This window comes from Pseudomonas sp. TMP9, from assembly GCF_037943105.1.
GTDB lineage: Bacteria > Pseudomonadota > Gammaproteobacteria > Pseudomonadales > Pseudomonadaceae > Aquipseudomonas.
This window is the reverse complement of sequence record NZ_CP149803.1, coordinates 2391216-2409091: the sequence shown is the minus strand read 5'-3', so window position 1 is coordinate 2409091 and position 17876 is coordinate 2391216. Positions and strand designations below refer to the sequence as shown.

The 17876-nt window shown below is 58.0% G+C and carries 15 protein-coding genes; 7 read left to right on the top strand and 8 right to left on the bottom strand.

Going from position 1 to position 17876, the window contains the following annotated elements; genetic code table 11:
• Positions 1-16 precede the first annotated feature (16 nt).
• Positions 17-415 carry a YbaN family protein gene (locus WF513_RS11475; protein ID WP_339079506.1) on the bottom strand — a complete coding sequence of 133 codons (399 nt, stop codon included), beginning with the start codon at positions 413-415 and terminating at the stop codon, positions 17-19.
• 9 nt (positions 416-424) lie between these two features.
• Complete coding sequence (locus WF513_RS11470; RefSeq protein ID WP_339079505.1) at positions 425-1012, bottom strand: YecA family protein; 588 nt, start codon at positions 1010-1012, stop codon at positions 425-427.
• 166 nt (positions 1013-1178) lie between these two features.
• Here WF513_RS11470 and recQ point away from each other — a divergent pair, with 166 nt between their 5' ends.
• From recQ to WF513_RS11445, 5 genes are all read left to right on the top strand, one after another.
• Positions 1179-3305 (top strand): DNA helicase RecQ, encoded by a 2127-nt coding sequence (gene recQ, locus WF513_RS11465; protein WP_339079504.1) that lies wholly within the window; start codon positions 1179-1181, stop codon positions 3303-3305.
• 98 nt (positions 3306-3403) lie between these two features.
• Positions 3404-4420: a DUF2804 domain-containing protein gene (locus WF513_RS11460; protein ID WP_339079503.1), complete on the top strand. Its 1017-nt coding sequence runs from the start codon at positions 3404-3406 to the stop codon at positions 4418-4420.
• Between the two features lie 87 nt (positions 4421-4507).
• Positions 4508-4942, top strand: coding sequence for a MarR family transcriptional regulator (locus WF513_RS11455; protein WP_339079502.1), 435 nt, complete (start codon positions 4508-4510; stop codon positions 4940-4942).
• Positions 4942-6345, top strand: a complete 1404-nt coding sequence (locus WF513_RS11450) for a DHA2 family efflux MFS transporter permease subunit (RefSeq protein ID WP_339079501.1) — start codon at positions 4942-4944, stop codon at positions 6343-6345. The genes WF513_RS11455 and WF513_RS11450 overlap by 1 nt, the downstream gene beginning before the upstream one ends.
• Before the next feature lie 257 nt (positions 6346-6602).
• A complete protein-coding gene (locus tag WF513_RS11445; protein ID WP_339079499.1) occupies positions 6603-8630 on the top strand; it encodes a FimV/HubP family polar landmark protein in 2028 nt (675 codons plus the stop codon).
• Positions 8631-8646: 16 nt separating this feature from the next.
• Here WF513_RS11445 and WF513_RS11440 read toward each other — a convergent pair whose 3' ends face one another.
• The 3 genes from WF513_RS11440 to WF513_RS11430 form a co-directional block, all read right to left on the bottom strand.
• A complete protein-coding gene (locus WF513_RS11440; protein WP_339079498.1) occupies positions 8647-9498 on the bottom strand; it encodes a DMT family transporter in 852 nt (283 codons plus the stop codon).
• 177 nt (positions 9499-9675) lie between these two features.
• The gene (locus tag WF513_RS11435; protein WP_339079497.1) at positions 9676-11064 is read right to left on the bottom strand and encodes an adenylate/guanylate cyclase domain-containing protein; all 1389 of its coding nucleotides are present in this window, start codon (positions 11062-11064) and stop codon (positions 9676-9678) included.
• Positions 11065-11225: 161 nt separating this feature from the next.
• A complete protein-coding gene (locus tag WF513_RS11430; protein ID WP_339079496.1) occupies positions 11226-11543 on the bottom strand; it encodes an Mpo1-like protein in 318 nt (105 codons plus the stop codon).
• 155 nt (positions 11544-11698) lie between these two features.
• Between WF513_RS11430 and WF513_RS11425 the strand changes: the two genes are divergently transcribed.
• Positions 11699-12700 (top strand): AraC family transcriptional regulator, encoded by a 1002-nt coding sequence (locus WF513_RS11425; protein WP_339079495.1) that lies wholly within the window; start codon positions 11699-11701, stop codon positions 12698-12700.
• 45 nt (positions 12701-12745) lie between these two features.
• Here the strand turns inward: WF513_RS11425 and WF513_RS11420 are convergent, their stop codons facing one another.
• Entirely contained in the window at positions 12746-14200 is a 1455-nt protein-coding gene (locus tag WF513_RS11420) for a TrkH family potassium uptake protein (protein WP_339079494.1), read from the bottom strand.
• A gap of 84 nt (positions 14201-14284) precedes the next feature.
• Positions 14285-15739, bottom strand: coding sequence for a TrkH family potassium uptake protein (locus tag WF513_RS11415; RefSeq protein WP_339079493.1), 1455 nt, complete (start codon positions 15737-15739; stop codon positions 14285-14287).
• Positions 15740-15995: 256 nt separating this feature from the next.
• On the opposite strand from WF513_RS11415, the gene WF513_RS11410 reads away from it, so the two are divergent.
• A complete protein-coding gene (locus WF513_RS11410; protein ID WP_339079492.1) occupies positions 15996-16562 on the top strand; it encodes a nitroreductase family protein in 567 nt (188 codons plus the stop codon).
• Here WF513_RS11410 and WF513_RS11405 read toward each other — a convergent pair.
• On the bottom strand, positions 16528-17871 hold the full coding sequence (locus WF513_RS11405) for a HAMP domain-containing sensor histidine kinase (protein WP_339079490.1): 1344 nt from the start codon (positions 17869-17871) through the stop codon (positions 16528-16530). The genes WF513_RS11410 and WF513_RS11405 overlap by 35 nt on opposite strands.
• Positions 17872-17876 lie beyond the last annotated feature (5 nt).

Here is a 17876-nt window from a genome sequence, read left to right as displayed (position 1 = left end):
CGGGTTTAGCCGTTCACTAGCGTTTGGCTAAGGTTTTTTGCTTGAGGATATACAGGCTGACCAGCACCGCACTGGTGAGCATAAAGGCCCGCGCCCAGAACAACGGCACCATGTAGCACGACAGGCCGATGCTCAACCACATCAGGCCGATGGCGTAGACCTTAGCCTTGAGTGGAATGCCCTGGCCGTCAAGGTAATCAACAATCCATGGGCCGAGGCGGCGATGGTTGATTAGCCACAGGTAGAAGCGTTTCGAGCTGCGCATAAAGCAGGCTGCCGCCAACAGCAAAAACGGCGTGGTCGGCAGCACTGGCAGGAAAATACCGATGACCCCCAGCACAACGCTTAGCCAGCCGACGGCCAGCAAAGCGTAGCGAATGGCCGGGTTGCGCTGCAGCTGAACGTCACGCGCCATGGCGTGTGCTTAGTGGTGGCGCGGCTTGAGCAGGGCAGGTTTTTCTTCAGGCGCATTGCACAGCAAGAACAAGGCGGTAAGCAGTTCCGGGATTTGCTCAACCATGCTGTCGACGAGGTCGCGATCAGCGCCAATTTCAACAAATTCAGGCTGCTCATCGAATAATCCGGAACCAACCATGATCGGTAGCAGTAATTCGCTGACTTCATCTTCAGCATCGTCGAACCACACTGCTTCACGCAGGAACACGCCTTCCATAAAGCCGATGCACCAGCCGCGCAGGTCGGAATCATCCGGCTCATCGCCCAGATCCAGTTCGCACGGCACCTCCGGCTCATCATCGCTGGCCAACTGGCGGGCGATGTGGCTTTGCAGCTGAATCAGGGTAGCTTCGATCTCTTCACGCTCGGCATCACTGCGGTAATGCGGCGGCTCAGAGAACAATGCGTCAATCCATTCGCGCTCGGGCACTTGCTCCGGGCAGATCGACAGGGCGGTCAGGTAGCCGTGGGCGGCGATGTAGTCCAGTGCCTCATCATGCAGCTCATCAGCATCGAGGAAGGCTTGCAGGCGGGTGAGTTGCTCGGCGAAAGACATCGGGGGCTACCTTGAAGGAGTAAACGACGCCAGATTCTAGTCTAGAGCGGCGCGAGCGGCCATAGGTGCGCGCCTGCGATGGCTGAATATCGGCGCAAAATCGGCCATGGCTGCGCGTGCCTGTGCGGCACTGCGTATAATGCGCAGCTTGTTTCGGAGACCCTTCATGCTCGAGCACGCACAACGCATCCTCAAAGACGTATTCGGTTACGACAGTTTTCGTGGCCGTCAGGGGGCGATTATCGAGCGCGTGGCCAGTGGCGGCGATGCTCTGGTGCTGATGCCCACCGGCGGCGGCAAATCATTGTGCTTTCAAGTGCCGGGTCTTTTGCGTGAAGGTTTGGCGGTGGTGGTGTCGCCGCTGATCGCTTTGATGGACGATCAAGTGGCGACCCTCGATGAGCTGGGCGTGGCGGCGGCCGCGCTGAACTCCACCTTGAGCGCTGACGAGCAGCGTGAGATTGCTGAGCGAATCAAGCGCGGTGAGATCAAGATGCTCTATCTCGCCCCCGAGCGGCTGGTGCAGCCGCGCATGTTGAATTTTCTGCAGAACCTCGAGATTGCCCTGTTTGCCATTGATGAGGCGCATTGCGTGTCGCAGTGGGGGCATGATTTTCGTCCGGAATACCTGCAGTTGGGCCAGCTGGCTGAACTGTTCCCCAACGTACCGCGTATCGCCCTGACGGCCACGGCCGACATGCGCACCCGCGAGGAGATTGTTCAGCGCCTGCATTTACAGAATGCCGAGCGCTTTTTATCGAGCTTTGATCGGCCGAATATCTTCTACCGCATCGTGCCGAAGGAACAGCCGCGCAAGCAGTTGTTGAACTTCCTTGCGGCGCGCAAGGGCGATGCCGGGATTGTTTATTGCCTGTCGCGCAAAAAAGTCGAGGAAGTTGCCGCGTTCCTCTCCGAGCAGGGCTATCCGGCGCTGCCGTACCACGCCGGCTTGCCCAATGAGCTGCGCAGCTTCAATCAAAAGCGCTTCCTTAATGAGGAAGGCCTGATCATGGTGGCGACCATCGCCTTTGGCATGGGCATCGACAAACCCAACGTGCGCTTTGTCGCCCACCTTGATCTGCCGAAATCCCTTGAAGCGTATTACCAAGAGACCGGTCGTGCCGGTCGTGACGGCTTGCCAGCGGATGCCTGGATGGCTTACGGCCTGCAGGATGTGATTTTCCTTAAGCAGATGCTCAATAACTCTGAGGGTGACGAGCGGCATAAGCGTGTCGAGCAACACAAGCTCGACGCCATGCTGGCGCTGTGTGAGGAAACCCGTTGCCGCCGGCAATCGCTGTTGGCCTATTTTGATGAGGTCATGCCGCAACCCTGCGGGCATTGCGACAACTGCATGGACGGCGTGCAGACTTGGGATGCTACTGAGCCGGCGCGCCAGGCGTTGTCGGCCGTTTACCGTACCGGCCAACGCTATGGCGTCGGGCATTTGGTCGATGTGCTGCTCGGCCGTGATAACGACAAAATTCGCACCGTGGGTCATCAGCACTTAGCGGTGTTTGGTATGGGTAAGGCGTTGGCTGAAGGCGAGTGGCGGTCATTGTTCCGCCAACTGGTGGCGCGCGGGTTGGCCGATGTTGACCTTGAAGGCTTTGGTGGCCTGCGCCTGTCTGACAGTTGCCGGCCTTTGCTGAAGGGTGAGGTGAGCCTGCAACTGCGCCGCGACCTCAAACCGCAACAGAGCGCCAAGGCGTCCAGCAGCGCCGCCAGCCAGTTGGTGCGTGGCGAGGAGCGTGGCCAGTGGGAAGCGCTGCGTGCGTTGCGCCGTAAATTGGCGGAAGAGCATGGCGTGCCGCCTTATGTGATCTTCCCCGATGCCACCTTGCTGGAAATGCTGCGGGGCAAGCCCAGCACCTTGGCAGAGATGGCGCGAGTCAGTGGCGTGGGGGCGCGCAAGTTGGAGCGCTATGGCGAAGCCTTCCTAAACGTACTGGGGGCGAGTGATGAGGCGCCGCGCGCGGTGGCCGATTTACGCCATGAGTTGGTCAGTCTGGCCTGCGCCGGGATGACCCCAGCGCAAATCGCCAGCCAGCTCAGTTGCAGTGAAAAAAATGTGTACAGCATGCTGGCTGAAGCCATTGGCCGGCAGCAGCTGTCCTTGGATCAAGCGTTGGATGTACCTGAGGCCTTGCTCAGCGAGATTCAAGACGCTTTTCTCGACGGTGAGGGTGAGCTGCCGTCGGTAGCTGCCATTAGCCAGCAGTTCGTCGGGCGCGCCGAACTCGGTATTTTGTACTGCGTGCGAGCCGCATTGCAGGCTGAATTCGAGACCTGAGTGGCCGATTTTGCCGCTGCACGTGACGTGTGCGGTGAATGCCTATGCGTTGGTTGCGGTGCTAGCATCCTCACCTCTTGACGTGAGCAGAGTGACCCATGGACCGACTGATTCAAGCTAACGGTCAACCGCATTTTGGCCTATTCCCGGCTGCGCCGGGTCTGATCAACTACCGCGACTTCGATTTTCGCTCGCCCATGGGCCGCAAGCTCGGCGCTCTGGCAAAGTGGCGGCGATTTCATCAATTCCAGTATTTTGGCTTGATCAGCGATGAGCTGATTGGTGGCTGCGCCTTGGCCAATCTCAGCTTGATGAGCGTGGGCTTTGTTTATTTGTTTCACCCCGCCAGTGGCCGGATGATTGAGCGTCAATTCAAATTACCCTTGGCATTTGGCAGTCAGTTCTCGCAAACACCCGACCATGGCGTGTGCGAATTGCGCAGCGGCAACAACCTGCTGCGCTTGGAAAACAGCGCGTCGCCCAAGGTAAAACGTCTACTGGTCGAACTGGATGACGGCACCCGAATCGATGCGTGTTTTTCTGAGGCGGAGCCTATGTTCCAGCCGATGTGCCTCAACACACAGGCTGGGGTGAATGGCTGGGTCTATGCGCAGAAAGTCGCTGGCGTGCGCTGCACCGGGCAGGTGCGCAGTACGTTGGGTAATTTTGATTTGGCGTGCATCGACGCATTTGCTCACCACGATTGGTCGGCGGGCTATATGCGCCCTGAAACACACTGGCAGTGGGCCTGTTTATCCGGTCAAGCGGGTGAGCAGCGGGTTGGGTTGAACCTGTCTTGTGGGGTCAATGAAACCAGCTTTACCGAGAATTGTTTTTGGCTCGATGGTGAACTGCTCAAGGTCGATACGGTGCAGTTTGCTTTTGAGCGCGATCAGCCCTTGCAGCCCTGGTTGATCAATTCACATGACGGCCAAGTGCAGCTGCGCTTTGAAGGGCGCGGCCTGCATAAGGAGCGGCTTAATGCGGGGTTGCTGGCGAGCAATTTTAAACAGGTCTTCGGCCAGTTCAGCGGGGTGCTGCGGCCAGCGGGTCGGCCCGAGGTGCGCATTGATAACCTCTGGGGCTTTGTCGAGGACCAGTACGTCAAGTGGTGACGGGCAGGCTGTTGCAGGCTTGCCTCGTTAAGGCGGTTATGGTTAGCTGGCTAATAATTAGTTTTTTACAGTTAAGAGCCGTTCTCCATGTCCCATACCGACCAACACCGTTTTGCCATGCAAGTTGCCCAACTGTCGCGCGCTTGGCGCGGTGAGTTAGACCGCCGTTTGGTGGGTTTGGGGCTTTCCCAAGCGCGTTGGTTGGTGCTCTTGCACTTGGGACGCTTTGCCGAATTACCGACCCAGCGCGAGCTGGCGCAAAGCGTCGGCGTCGAAGGACCAACGCTGGCACGTCTGCTCGATAGCCTGGAAACCCAGGGCTTGGTCAGCCGTCAGGCCGTGCCTGAAGATCGCCGGGCCAAGAAGATCGCCCTAAGCCCTCAAGCGCTGCCGTTGATTGAAAAGATTGAGGCCATCTCCGCACAGCTGCGCCAAGAAGTCTTCGCCGGCATTGATGAAGAAGAATTACGCCGCTGCCAAAAAGTCCATGCTCAGGTCTTGAGGAACTTGGAAAAGCGTTGATGCGCGCTGACTTAGAAACCCTGCAGCTGCGTTTCGGCCCGCGATACCCGCAATGGCTGCTGGCGATGCTGATGATCGGCAGCATGGCCATGGTCTTGGCCTCCACCAGTATCAACGTCGCTTTGCCGGCGATTATGGCGGACTTCGCCATTGGCCGGCCGCTGGCGCAGTGGTTGTCCACCGGTTTTCTTGCGGCCATGACCGCCGGGCTGTTGTTGTCCGCGTGGGCGCAAGCGCGGTTTGGCGCGCGGCGTACTGCGCAATTCGGTTTGCTGCTCTTTATCGTCACCTCGCTGCTGGCGCTGGTGGCCGTTAGTGCGTGGCAACTGATTACCCTGCGTATTTTTCAAGGGGTGTGCGCCGGGCTTGTACAGCCGTTGGCAATGGTGCTGATTTTCCGTGTTTACGCTTACAGTGGCCGCGGTATGGCGCTGGGTATTTACGGGTTGGGGGTCATGCTGGCGCCTTCGCTGGGGCCTGGGATTGGCGGTTATCTGGTTGATCATTTCGGCTGGGCGGCGATTTTCTGGATGCCGCTGCCGATGTGTTTACTGGCCATGTTCGCCGGGCAATGGCTGTTGCCGAGTGAGCGTCAGGCCGCTAAATCGCGCTTGGACGTTACAGCGTTCGTTGTGCTCTGTGTGGCGATATTTGCCGCCCTAGGCTTTCTCGCCGAGGCGCAGCGGTTTGCCTTGACTGCGGTCAATGTCTGGTTGCCAGGCGTTGTTGCGCTGCTGAGCGCTGCTGCGTTTATTCAGCGAAGCCGACGCGTCGCTCAGCCCTTGCTGCCGCTGGCGCTTTGGCGGCATGCCGGGTTTCGTAGCGCCAGTTGGGTCGCCTTGACCTTGGGTATGGGCTTGTACGGCTCGACCTACTTGATCCCGCTCTATCTGCAAACCGTTGAAGGGTTCAGTGCTGGGCGTGCCGGTATGTTGCTGCTGCCGGCCGGATTGTTGATGGGTATGGCGTCATTTCTCGGTGGTTGGCTGAGTGATCGACTGACTGCGGCGGTGCTGCTGAGCGCAGGCCTGCTGATCTTTGCGCTGTCGGCGGCGGGGTTAGCGTGGATTGAACAGGGCGCATCATTTTTGCTGCTGTGCTTCTGGGCCAGCGTCGGCCGTATCGGCCTGGGGATATTGCTGCCGGCATTGAGTACCGGCTCGATGGATATTCTCAGCCCCGAGGAGTTGGCCCAAGGCGCAGGCGCCATCACCTTTGTCCGCCAGCTTGGCGGTGCATTTGGGGTCAACTTGCTGACCTTTTTTCTGGAGTGGCGACACAGCGCCGAAGGCGGTAATCAGTTTGCTGAAATGGTGGCCTTTAAGCAGGGCTTCTGGCTGGTGGCAGCAGTGTTTGCAGTCACGGTTGTAGCGGCTTTGGGCGTTAAATCAGCACGGCGCTGACAGTAAAGCAGCAGTGTGACGAAGTTGTCATTTTATTGACTGCTGGCCTATGCTTGCACCTGTGCTGGCTTTTTGCCAAACGGCCGCCGTTTTTGCTGTTTATGGGGTCTTTTTTCGTCAAGCACGACCGGGTTAAACACGGAATGTACATCCCAAGGCTGCATGTGCCGCCTTCTCTACTTTCGCAAGCGCTGGAAGCGCACGTCCTAGACGTTTAGTGGCGAGAGTACGGGAGCGGTTTTATTGGGAGTATTTTTATGGCAACGGTTCGTCAATTACTGATCGGTTTGCTGTCCAGCTCAGTTCTCTATTCGGGGCTGGTGCCCGCACTTGGCTTGGGTGATATCACCCTGCGTTCAGCGCTGAGTCAGCCGCTGGATGCTGAAATCGAATTACTTGATGTAGGCGACCTGACCGGCGCTGACATGCACGTGCGCTTGGCGCCTGCTGATGTGTTCAGCCGTTCTGGCGTCGAGCGTCTGTCTTTTTTTAGTGAGCTGCGTTTCACCCCGCAACTTAGCGGCGGCAAAACAGTGGTGCGTGTGGTGTCGACCCAAGCGGTGCGTGAGCCATACCTGAATTTTATCGTCGAAGTGGCGCGCCCTAACGGCAAGCTTTATCGCGAATACACGTTATTGCTCGACCCACCCAACTCGGCCGCTTATGCCAGCTTGGCTTCTTCTTCGCCATCGCCAGTGGCTGCGGTAGCAGCGCCGCGAACGGCAGTTGCTGCGCCGGCTCAGCAAAAGGTCCTGCCAGCGGCGCAACAAGGTAATAGTCACCGCGTGGTCAGTGGCGACAGCGTGTGGAGTATTGCGACGCAACTGACTGCCGCCAGCGGGCAGAGCGTTCAAGGGTTGATAAACGATATCCACGTGCTTAATCCCCACGCTTTTATCAATGGCGATATCAATCGTCTACGCGCGGGTGCACAACTGTTATTGCCTGACCGTATCGCCAGTCAGACGCCTGTAGCCACCGAGGCAGATGGCGCAACAGGGTTTTTACAAGTGGTCGAGGATTCAGACCCTGCCCTAACTATCAGTGCTGAGCTGTCGGCTGAAGAGTTGGTACAGGAGCAGGCCCGCGTCGAACAAGAGTTGGCCAGCCAGACGTTGGAAACGTTGCAATTGCAGCAAAGCGTGGCGCAACTGGACCAGCAAGTGCAGCAGTTGCGCGAGCAAATGGCGGTGCGAGATCAACTGATTAGCGGTTTTCAGGCACAGTTAGCGGCCGGTCGTGTCAACGCCGAGGCGTCATTAGCACCGGCACCTGTGCAGGTAAGCCCACCGGTGATGGCCGAGTCGGACAGCCATTGGTTGGCGATTATTGCCGGCTTACTGGTACTGCTATTGGCCGCCGTAGCGGCATTGTTCTGGCGGGGTAGAAAGCCCGTCGCGCCGCTGCCCGTGGCGCCGGCGCTGATGCCGAGCACGCGTGAGATGAGCGTCACACCTGCCGAGCCTGCTGCTGGCGCCGCGCTGAATGTAGCTGATGCGCCCCGCGCCGGGCCGGTGTGGCCGGCTGCGGGCGAAGATGCCCTGCAAAGCGCCAACATGTATATCGCCTATGGCCGCTTAAGCGAGGCTGCCACTACCTTGCGCAAAGCGTGGGAGGCGCAGCCGCACCGCAGTGATATCAGTTTTCGTTTGCTTGAAGTGCTGGCGTTACTGGGTGATGGCCAAGGGTTTGTTGCTCATGAGGCAGTGGTGCGTGCATCGGGCTTTAATCCACTGCGTATCGATGAGCTAAAAGCGCGCCACCCCGAGCTGTCCACACTACCGCCGGCTAACCTGCTTGAGGATGCGGTGCTGCATCTTGATGACGCTCCAGCGCCGCCGTTTGCACCCAATGATGATGACGCACAGCTTAACTTGGATGAAATGTCTCTGGACGCCGACTGGGACTTGGTCAGCCCCTTTGCCCCAGCTACGCCAAGCAAAATGGCGGACAAGGTTCAGGGCCATGCAGCGGATAAGCGTAAAGGCTCGGATATCTTCGCGCTCTCGGGCGCTCGTGATGCTCGTAGCCCGTTTGCCGAGTCGATGCTTGTGGAAGAAGCCCCCCATGACGATTGGCAGGGGGATGAGCTCAACGTGGTTTTCCTTGATGATCTCGAACAATTGGCGGATGACCGCGATAACCTGACCAAGCTAAATATGGCACAGGCCTATATCGAGCAAGGCAGCCTGGACAGCGCCTGCCAGATCCTTAATGAAGTGATTAATGAAGGCGATGAGCAGCAAAAGCTGGAAGCGCGCCAGATACTGGCAAAAATCGCCTGATTTATCCATGTGCTGATCACTTGGCCGTGCGAGCCGATAGAAAGATCGCGCTGACAATCAGCAGACCGCCAGCGAGCATTCGCCACGTTGGTACCTCGCTGAACAACAGCCAAGCAAAGCTGATCCCGTAAATCGGCTCTAGGGCGAAAATCACCGCTGCAGTGCGTGCTTTTAGCACTCGCAGGCTGGCCACAAATAGGCTGTGTGCCAAGCCTGTGCAGAAAATCCCAAGCATGGCCATCCACAGCCAATCTTGTGCCTGCACACTGGGCAGCGTCGGCCAAGCCAGCGGGATAAACACCAGCAGCACTGCAATGTTCTGACACAGCGCCGCTTGCACCGGTTCAATGCCACGGGTGCTGGCGCGGTTGAGCAAAGACAATAAAGCAAATAACAGCCCGGACAGCACGGCCCACAGTAGGCCACTGGTGGCCTGGCTGTTTAGGTCGAACTCCGGTGTAACCAAGACCAAACCCAAGCATACCAGCGCCACCATAGCGTACTCGACGGCGCGGGTGCGCTCACGAAATAACAGCCCTTCTAGCAGCACGGTAAACGCTGGAAAACTGGCAAAGCCGAGGGTGGCGATGGCCACACCGGAGATTTGTACGGCTTCGAAGAAGCTCCACCAATGAGCGCCAAGCAGCAGTCCGCCGAGAGCCAGCAGGCTGGTCTGGCGCAAACCGAGGCGCACCAGGCGCACGTTGCCGAGCAGTTTAGCGAACAGCACTAAGGCAGCGACGGCAAAGAGCGCGCGGCCGGCGGAGATCATCTGCGGGGTAGTGCTCGCCAGCTTACCGAAGATCCCCGATAGGCCAAACAGCAAGGCTCCAAGGTGGATGGCCCAGAGCGCATTACGATGATTCATAGCAGGCAGTTGCCTTGAGTGGGGGGGTAACGTAGGCTGGGCAGTCGCGGCTTGAAATCAGTGCGATGCAAGCTTGCAACCGTGCGTTGACCGCGGCATGAGGGGCGTTGATTAAGCCTGATGAGGGAGGGCGTTGCAGCTGTGTAAACACACGCCTCTATCGTGGGGTGAGCCGTGCTACATAATGACCTTATCGCGCAGCTTGTCAGCGGCATGACTGAGGGCTTGGATGACCTTCTCTTTGTCAAAATTCTGGATGCCGTTAGTGTCTAGGTACATAGAGAAGCCCGGCAGCTCATGCTCGACGTAGCTTGAGGTGGCCCCAAGGTCGCGGCGAAAGTCCACCACCTGGTAAATTTGCACTGGGCGGGTAAACCCCTTGACGGTGATCTGGCCCTTGTCACGGCACATGATCACATCCTTGATCAGTGAGTAGGTTTCGTGAGAAATCAGGATTTCACCAGACTCAGCGGCGCTTTCTAGGCGGCTGGCAAGGTTCACATCACGGCCGATGATGGTGTAATCCATGCGCGTATCCGCACCGAAGTTACCCACCGTGCAGTAGCCGGTATTGAGGCCCATACGGATTTCCAGCGGCTTGGTGATGCCTTGGGCGCGCCACTGTTGGCGCAGCACCTTCATGTGTTTACGCATGGCAATGGCCATGGAAACAGCATTAACGGCATCTTTCTTCGCGCCTTTGCTGGCCGGGTCGCCAAAGAACACCATTACGCAGTCGCCGACGAATTTATCGATAGTGCCGCCGTACTTCAGGCAAATCTTCGACATTTCATTAAGGTAGGTGTTGAGCAGGTCAGTCAGCGCCTCAGCTTCCAGCTCCTCCGACAGCTCGGTAAAGCCCTTAATATCAGAGAAAAATACCGTGAGCTTCTTGCGCTGAGTTTCCAAGCGCACGCTCTTTTTACCGGTGAAGATTGACTCCCATACCTGCGGCGACAAGTACTTGGCTAAGTTGCGCGACAAGCGAGCGGCTTTTTCTTGTTCGCGACTAATGTCCTTACGTACTTGGGCCAAACGCAGACCCTGCTGGTGCACAAAGTAGGCGGTGATGCAAATATATAGGGTGGTGAAAAAGATACTGACCAGTGCAACCAGCGCTGGGGTATGGATATTCGGCTTGATCCCGAGCAGAGCCGCGCTGATTACTGCGCCGCTCAGTGCAATCAGTGCCGCGAGGCCAAGATAGCGAAGGCCGCCCATCACCAGCGAACTGAATAATAGAATCAGCAGCGACATCAAGCTGGGCACCACCGAGAAGCCGAGCAGGGCAAGCACGCCGCCAGCGTGTACAGCATCGATAAATAACAGAGAAAGGGCCGTGCGCTGCGGGTGATCGCGCTTAAGGCGCTGGCTTAGGTGGTGCGCCAAATGTGGATAGAGCAGGGCGTAGGGCACCGACCAAAGAATTTCATAACCGAAATGCTGGGCATAAGTGCCCGCAGCAATGCTGGCGGCAATGGTGATATACGCCAGGACACGGGAGTAATACTCGCGCAGCGGCGGTGCAGGCAGGATGGAAATTCGTGGGGCGTTTATGTCATTCATTCGATGGAACAATCCCTGCTACTCGTCTGGCACCTCTGCCGGGTGCCTGATAGCGCAGCAACTCGGCTGCGCAAAATAAGCCAAGGATCATAACCAAGCCCGCCGCAACCGCCAAGCGCGCTCACCGAAAGGCTGCGCACGCTTTGACCGCGTTTGGCCTGCTAGAACTTGATGCGCCCAGTAAAGGCATCTTTCAGCATCACCCAGTCAGCCATTAACGAGTAAAACGGGTAGTCAAAGGTCGCCGGACGATTTTTTTCGAACACAAAGTGGCCAACCCAGGCAAAACCATAACCAACCAGCGGGATGGCCAGCAGCCATAGCCACTGCTGAGTCAGCACGCTGTAGGCGATTATGCCCAGCACCAAAAAGCTGCCGACGTAATGCAGGCGGCGGCAAATGGCGTTGCTGTGTTCCTGCAGGTAGTAGGGATAGAACTCGGCGAAGCTGCTGAAGCGGGTATTGGTTTCGCTGGTCATAAGGGCCTCGCAATGATGTTCATGTTACCGCCGGGGTTGCAGCGGTTAAGACTAACCATCAGTCTAGGTCGGCTTAAGCGCGTGGCCACTGACATTCGGTGCCAGTTTAGTATCCTTCCGTCGCCCTTCGTACCCGAATAAGAACAGATCAAGTCATGAGTGAACGTACCACTTCATCCAGCTGGGCTGCGGGTATTGTCGCGGCGTTGGAACTTGGCGATGTTGATTGCCGCAGCCTGTTTGCTCAGCTCGGCCTCGACTATGCAGCGTTAAGCGACCCCGATGCGCGCTTTGCTCAGGATGCCATGACCCGTCTTTGGCACTTGGCCGTGCAAGCGTCTGGCAACCCGGCCATAGGCTTAAACATGGCAAAAATCCAGCGGCCATCGGCATTCAACGTGGTTGGCTATGCGGTCATGAGCAGCCGCAATTTACTGGAGGGTTTCGCCCGGCTGGTGCGCTACCAGCGGATTATTGCCGAGGGCGCTGACATCAGTTTTCACCCCACCCCTGAAGGCTATGAAATGCTCCTGGCCATCCATGGCGATCGCTTGCCTTCAGCGCGGCAGAGCGCTGAGGCTTCATTGGCGCATTCGTTGGCATTTTCTCGTTGGCTCACCGGCAAGCCCTTGCGTCCGCGGCTTGTCAGCCTGATGGGCGCGGCGCCAGAGAATTTGCAGCCCTATCAAGAGGTGTTCCAGTGCCCGCTGAAATTCGATGCCGAGCACTATGCCTTGCTGTTTGATCGGGCTGATTTAGATGCACCGTTGCCATCGGCTAATGAAGCCTTGGCACAGTTGCACGATCGTTTTGCCGGGGAATATTTGGCGCGGTTTTCGGGCTCGCGGGTAACCCATCAAGCGCGCCAAGTGCTGTGCCGTTTGTTGCCCCAAGGCGAGCCCAAGCGTGAGGCGGTGGCGCAAGCGCTGCTCTTATCCGAGCGCACCTTGCAGCGTCGTTTACAGGATGAAGGCACCAGCTATCAGCACCTGCTCGACGACACGCGCCGCGAGCTGGCCGGCCAATACTTGGGCCAGGCCAATCTGACCTTGTTGGAGATTTCCTACCTGCTGGGGTTTTCTGACCCCAGCAACTTTTTCCGTGCGTTTCGCCGTTGGTTTAACACCACCCCAGGCGAATACCGGACGCGTATCTAGCGGCATCAATTGCATGCGCCGGCAACAAGCGTGCAGCAAGACGACTCAGTGCCGCCAGAAGGCCGGCAACATCAGCACCAATACGGTGAGGATTTCCAGGCGGCCGAGCAGCATACCGAAGGTCAGCAACCATTTAGCCGTATCGGGCAGGCTAGAAAAATTGCCCGCCGGGCCGATGATCGGACCCATGCCAGGGCCAACACCTGAGACGGTACTGGCTGCACCGCTGAGTGCGGTGATCCAGTCCAAGCCACACAGCGTCAGGCCGAGTGCCAGCACGGCGATGGTGATGGTGAAGAAGAATGAGAAGGTCAGGATCGAGCGGACGATGTCTTCATCCAGGTGGTGACGGTTGTACTGCTGCTTGATCACCGCGCGGGGATGGATCAGCTGCATCAAGTTGGCCCGAAGCAGCACATAGGCCACTTGGAAACGGAATATCTTTAAGCCGCCAGCGGTTGAGCCTGAGCAACCCCCGATAAACCCCAAGTAGAAAAACAGCATGCCGGCAAAGCCCCCCCAAAGGGTGTAATCGCCGAGGGCAAAACCGGTGGTGGTCATGATTGACGTGGTGTTGAACGCGACATGGCGAATGGCTTCAAGCCAATGCAGATCGGTGCTCAGGTAATACCAAGTGCCGAGCAACAGCCAGGTACTGAGCAAAATACCGAGGAAGCCGCGCACTTGCTGGTCCCGAATCAACGCCTTGTAGTTACCACGCAACATTGAAGCAAACAGCACGAAGGGCAAGCTGCCGAGAATCATCAACACGATGGTGACCCAATGCACGCCCGGTTGGGTCCATTTGCCCACTGATTGATCTGAGGTGGAGAACCCGCCCGTGGCGATGGCGGACATGGTGTGGTTGATCGCATCAAACACGCCCATGCCGGCCACCCAGAGCGCCAAGCAGCCAAGCAGGCTGATGCCCACGTAGGCCGCGATCATATATTTGGCGACCATGTGCGAGCGTGGCATGATCTTCTCGGAGCGGTCCGATGATTCGGTCTGGAACAGGCGCATACCGCCGATTCGCAGCATGGGTAGAATCGCCACCGCCATGGCAATAAAGCCGATCCCGCCAAGCCAGTGCAGCAGCGAGCGCCAAATCAAAATCCCCGGCGACATGCTGTCTAAGCCGCTGAGCACGGTGGCGCCAGTGGCGGTGATGCCCGACATGCTCTCAAACACCGCGTCAGTCACGCCCAAACGCAGAGAAAACATAAAGGGCAGTGAGGCAAACAGCCCTACCAGCACCCAGCTGGACACCGTCAGCAGGTACATATCGCGAGGGCGCAATTGCACATCTTTAGGCCGGCCTTGGGCGATCATCGCCAAGCCCGCGACAAGCGTGATCAGGCTCGGCCAGAGAAAGGTGTTGAGCTCGTTAGGCCGCGCAAATAACACCAGCGTTAGCATGGGCACGGCCATGCTGATCGCCAGGGTCAGGAGAAAGATGCCATTAACAAAGGCGATGATCCGTAAGGTCGGCCAGGCCATCTAAGCGAGTTCCATTGCAGGTGTAGCGAAATTTTAGAGGCTGTGGCCGCGTGCGCTCAGTTATTTAGCCGGTCTGGTGTTTATTCAGTGCCGCCAGAATGCCCGAGTGACCAGCACCAGTACGGTCAGAATTTCCAAACGCCCCAGCAGCATACCGATGGTTAGCAGCCATTTGGCCGCATCGGGCAAGCTGGAGAAGTTACCCGCTGGGCCAATGATCGGGCCTAAGCCTGGGCCAACGTTGCACACTGCTGTCGCCGCGCCGGTCAGGGCTGTTACCCAGTCCAAGCCAAGCAGCGTCAGGCCAAGGGCAATCACACCGATGGTAATGGTGAAGAAAAATGAAAAGGTGATCAATGAGCGGACAATCTCCTCGTCGAGGTTGTGATTGTTGTATTGCTGCTTGATCACGGCGCGCGGGTGCACCAGTTGCTGCAAGTTCGCCCTCAGCAGCACGTAGGCCACCTGAAAGCGAAAGATTTTCAGCCCGCCGGCAGTCGAACCCGAGCAGCCGCCAACAAAGGTGAGGTAAAAAAACAGCAACACGGCAAAACTGCCCCACGTGGTGTAGTCGCCCAAGGCAAAGCCGGTGGTGGTGACCACTGAGGTGACATTCACCGCGACGATGCGAAAGGCATCCAGCCAGCTGTTGTCCGAGTGCAGCCATAACCACGTGCCAAAAACCAGCCAAGTGGCCAGTAGAAAACCCAGAAAGCCGCGCACTTGGTGGTCTTTAAACAGCGCTTTACGGTTGCCGCGCAGGGTGGCGACATACAGGGTAAAGGGTAAACCGCCACAGATCATCAATACCACTGCAACCCAATGCACGGCGGGTTGAGTCCAGTTGGCCAGCGATGAGTCAGACGTTGAATAACCACCGGTAGAAATCGAGGTCATTGCATGATTGATCGCATCAAAGGGCGTCATGCCCGCTAACCAGAAGCCAAGAAAGCCGCTCAAGGTCAGGCCTAGGTAGATAAACAGAATGTATTTGGCCGCCATGTGCGAGCGCGGCATGACCTTCTCGCCCCAGTCTGATGATTCAGTTTGGAACAGGCGCATACCGCCTACGCGCAGCAGCGGCAAAATAGCCACCGCCATGCCGATAAAACCGATGCCGCCTAGCCATTGCAACATCGAACGCCAAATCAGCAGCCCGGGTGAGGCGTGATCAAGCCCGACCAGTATCGTCGAACCTGTGGTGGTAATACCGGACATGGTCTCGAAGAAGGCATCGGTGTAGCTGATGTGATGAATCAGTACCATCGGTAGCGCTGCGAAGATGCACACCACCAGCCAGCTGCCGGTGGTCAGCAGGTACATGTCACGCGGGCGCAATTGCGCATCTTTGGGGCGCCCGGGGATGACCATGGCCAAGCCGACAGCCGCTGTAACAAGGCTGGACCAGAAAAAGGCATTGATGTCATCCGTGCGCGAATACAGCAGCAGCGTCAGCATGGGGATCAACATGCTGATGGCCAGCGTGATCAGGAAAATGCCGAGAATAAAAGCAATGATGCGAAGTGTCGGCAATGACATGGGTTCTGCTCAGGCGCTGGGGGTCAAAGGGGCGCCATTCTACTCGCGCTATGGCTGCTGTACAGCGATTGAGCTTGGTGGATACCGGCGGCACGCGCTGCGCAGAATGGCTCTTGGGTACGAGTCTTTGCCGGGTTCTGTGTTTGGCAAAGTAGGCCTGCTCGACAAGCCTTGCCTGAGTGTCGGTTTATGCGCTTGCCCGCCCAGCGGCCACAGGCACTAGAATGATGGCCTGATTGAATAGCTGAGGTGGCTAATGGACGCTCTTGATGCGTTGCTAAATCGTGTTTCCGCACCACGCCTGATTGCACCCGCACCCGATGCTGCGCAGCGCGAACTGCTGTTTCGTGCGGCCTTGCGCGCGCCGGATCACGGACAGTTGCGGCCTTGGCGTTTTCTCACCGTTGAGGGTGAGGCGCTGGTGCAGCTGGGTGAATTGTTCGCCAGCACCTTGGCCGCAGAGGCCAGCACTGATGCGCTGGCCAAAGTACGTGCCATGCCGCTGCGCGCGCCTTTGCTGGTGGTGGTGATCGCGTGCGTGCAAGCCAATGGCAAAGTACCCGTGCAAGAGCAGCTGTTGGCTGCTGGCTGCGCAGCTCACGGTATTTTGCTGGCGGCCCATGCTCAGGGCATTGGCGCGGTCTGGCGCACGGGTGATATGGCCTACAACCCACAAGTAGCGGCGGGTTTGGGTTTGGCCGCCAATGAGCAGGTGATTGCCTACCTCTACTTAGGCACGCCAGAGCGTGAATTACGGGCGGTGCCTGTGTTGCAAGTGAGTAATTTTGTCAGGTGCTGGCCGGCGTCTGATTATCCTGGTTGAGTGGCAAGTACAAGGTGGCGACAAAGCCGCCTTGTGCATGGTTGCGCAGTTCAAGCTGGCCGCCATGCCGTTCTGCCGCGCGGCGTGCAATGGCCAAGCCTAAACCGTGGCCGCTGCTGGTCTGGCCGGGGGCGCGGTAGAAGGGCTCACCTAGACGCGCCAGCTGCTCAGGGGTTACCCCAGGGCCATGGTCACGCACGCTAAGGCGCAGCAGCCCAGCGGTTTTGCTGGCCGTTAATTCAATCGGCTCACCGGCTGGATTAAAGCGCAGGGCATTGCGCAACAGGTTCTCTAGCGCGCGTTGCAACATATCTGCCCAGCCGTTGAGTTGTAGGTGGCTTTCCAGCTGAATCTTGATCGACTGCTGCGGCGCATCCAAGCGCGCATCCTCCTGCAGTTTATGCAGCAACTCGCCTAAGTTGATCGGCTGCGCCGCACCCGGTTCGGCATCGAGGCGGGCAAGGGCGAGGATTTCACTGATCAGCGCTTCCAAGCGGTCGCATTCTTGGCTTAGGCGCGGCCAGTATTTCTCCCGCTCCACGGCATCTGCCCGTTCAGTCAGCGCGAGGGCGACACGCAGGCGCGTCAGCGGTGAGCGCAGCTCATGGGAGACGTCGCGCAACAACTGCCGTTGGCTGCTGATCAAGCCTTGTACGCGCTCGCCCATGCGGTTGAAGTCCGCTGCCAATACGCCCAGCTCATCACGCCGTTTAGCCAGCCGCGCCAGGCTGTTCTGCTGATAAGTGGTTTGTCCCAAGTCATGCACGGCGCCGCGCAGGCGGTTCAGTGGGCGTGTGATGGACAGCGTCAGCCAGAGGCTAAACAGGGTCAGTACCAGCATGGCAATACCCAGTGCACTGAGCGGCCACAGCAGGCTGTCGCGTTGCCAGGCAGCAACTTCAGGAAGTGGGATGCGGTAAATAAACAGATAGGTTTCGCCGCTGTGCGTGCTGGTGTAGTCAACACTTAGGCGGCGCCAGGGCAGGCGTTTTTCATTGCGATGGCGCGCTTCAAAGGCGGCTGCGCGAGGTGAAAAAGTGCCTTTAACCAGCGCTTGGCCGCTGTCATCCAACACCTGCACATCGATGCGAAACATGCGCTTGCGCTGTTCAAGCAAGCGCTGCGCGGCCTGCGGGCCTTGTGTTTCGTAACGTTGGCTCCATGTTTCGGCGAGGTCGCCCATGCCGGGGTGCTGGCTGAGAAGCCAGGCATCCTGATTGAGCATGCGCCCAAGCAACATGGACAGCCCGGCAACCAGAGCGATAGCTAGCCAGAAGCTGGCAAAAATACGCCAAAACAGTGAACGCACAGCGG